Origin of the sequence: Actinoallomurus acaciae (assembly GCF_042429965.1) — a bacterium.
GTDB lineage: Bacteria > Actinomycetota > Actinomycetes > Streptosporangiales > Streptosporangiaceae > Actinoallomurus > Actinoallomurus acaciae.
This window is the reverse complement of the sequence record NZ_JBHLZP010001143.1, coordinates 1-971: the sequence shown is the minus strand read 5'-3', so window position 1 is coordinate 971 and position 971 is coordinate 1. Positions and strand designations below refer to the sequence as shown.

At 72.7% G+C, this 971-nt stretch carries 1 protein-coding gene and 1 pseudogene; one reads left to right on the top strand and one right to left on the bottom strand.

Features of this window, described 5'->3' with window-relative positions; genetic code table 11:
* Positions 1-241: pseudogene (locus ACFFNX_RS51175) on the top strand (MFS transporter); the annotation flags it as partial.
* A gap of 199 nt (positions 242-440) precedes the next feature.
* Here the strand turns inward: ACFFNX_RS51175 and ACFFNX_RS51170 are convergent.
* Complete coding sequence (locus ACFFNX_RS51170) at positions 441-686, bottom strand: hypothetical protein (RefSeq protein ID WP_378213766.1); 246 nt, start codon at positions 684-686, stop codon at positions 441-443.
* Between the last annotated feature and the right edge of the window lie 285 nt (positions 687-971).

Here is a 971-nt window from a genome sequence, read left to right as displayed (position 1 = left end):
GGCCGGACGACTCGACCCCACCGGCCTGGGCATCGCCGTCGCACGGGTCAACGTGTTCAACTACGTCGGCTTCGTGCTCGGCGCGGTCATCGCGGGCGCCGTCGCGTCGGACCTGTGGATCGCCTACGCCGTCGGCGCCGCGCTCACCCTCGTGATCCTCGGGGCCGCCCGGGGCTTCGACCCGGCACCGCTCGCCCGGGTCGGCCCGGACACCCCGGCCGCCGAGCGTCCCGCCGCCTGACGGAGACGGGACCCGCGACGCGCGTGGGCGCGCTCAGTAGGGCGCGCTCAGTAGGGCCTGCCCCAAAGCCCCGCTGTCCGGCTAGGCGACGCCTCGCCGTGTTGTCGTCGGTCGACAGCCGAACCGGGCTGACTCCCTCCTCCGCCTTGCGACGCGCCGCCGGACACCACTTGCCACGGACGGGGCTTTGGGGCAGGCGCTAGTGGCGCGAGCCCTCTTCCTGCTCGATGCGCCTCATGGCCTTCTCACCGGCGCGTTCGGCCTCTTCCGGTGACATGTCGGCGAGGGCGATGCGCAAGGCGACCTCGGCCGCGTCCGCCGCCGCTCTCGCGGTGATCGTGTGAGTGTGGGCGCGTTCGATCTCACCGAGACCGATGCAGTCGAAGGCGACTTGCGTATCGTGGGCCGCCAGTTCCAGCTGGCGGGCTGCTTCGTCCAGGCTCATCACATTCCTCCATCGTTGTCGCGGTATTACCCACCATCACCGGCCCCACACGCGTCTTCAGGTGTCGCCGGTCCCACACGGTCCGCGATATCGGCGAGCGTAGTCGACGCGCTACTCTTCGCGCCCCGGAAGCCCTCAGGACGCCGCGCCGTACAGGCCGGCGAACCACGCGACCGGACCGTCGCCCGCATCGGCGCCGGGGTGGACACGGACCCGGATCCGGGCGGCGCCGGTGCCCGCCGGCAGCCGGAGCGATCGCGCCGACGGGCTGCCGCTCACGGCGGC

Coding starts and splice junctions, on each gene's coding strand:
- ACFFNX_RS51170 (WP_378213766.1), bottom strand. CDS start 686: ATGAGCCTGGACGAAGCAGCCCGCCAGCTGGAACTGGCGGCCCACGAT.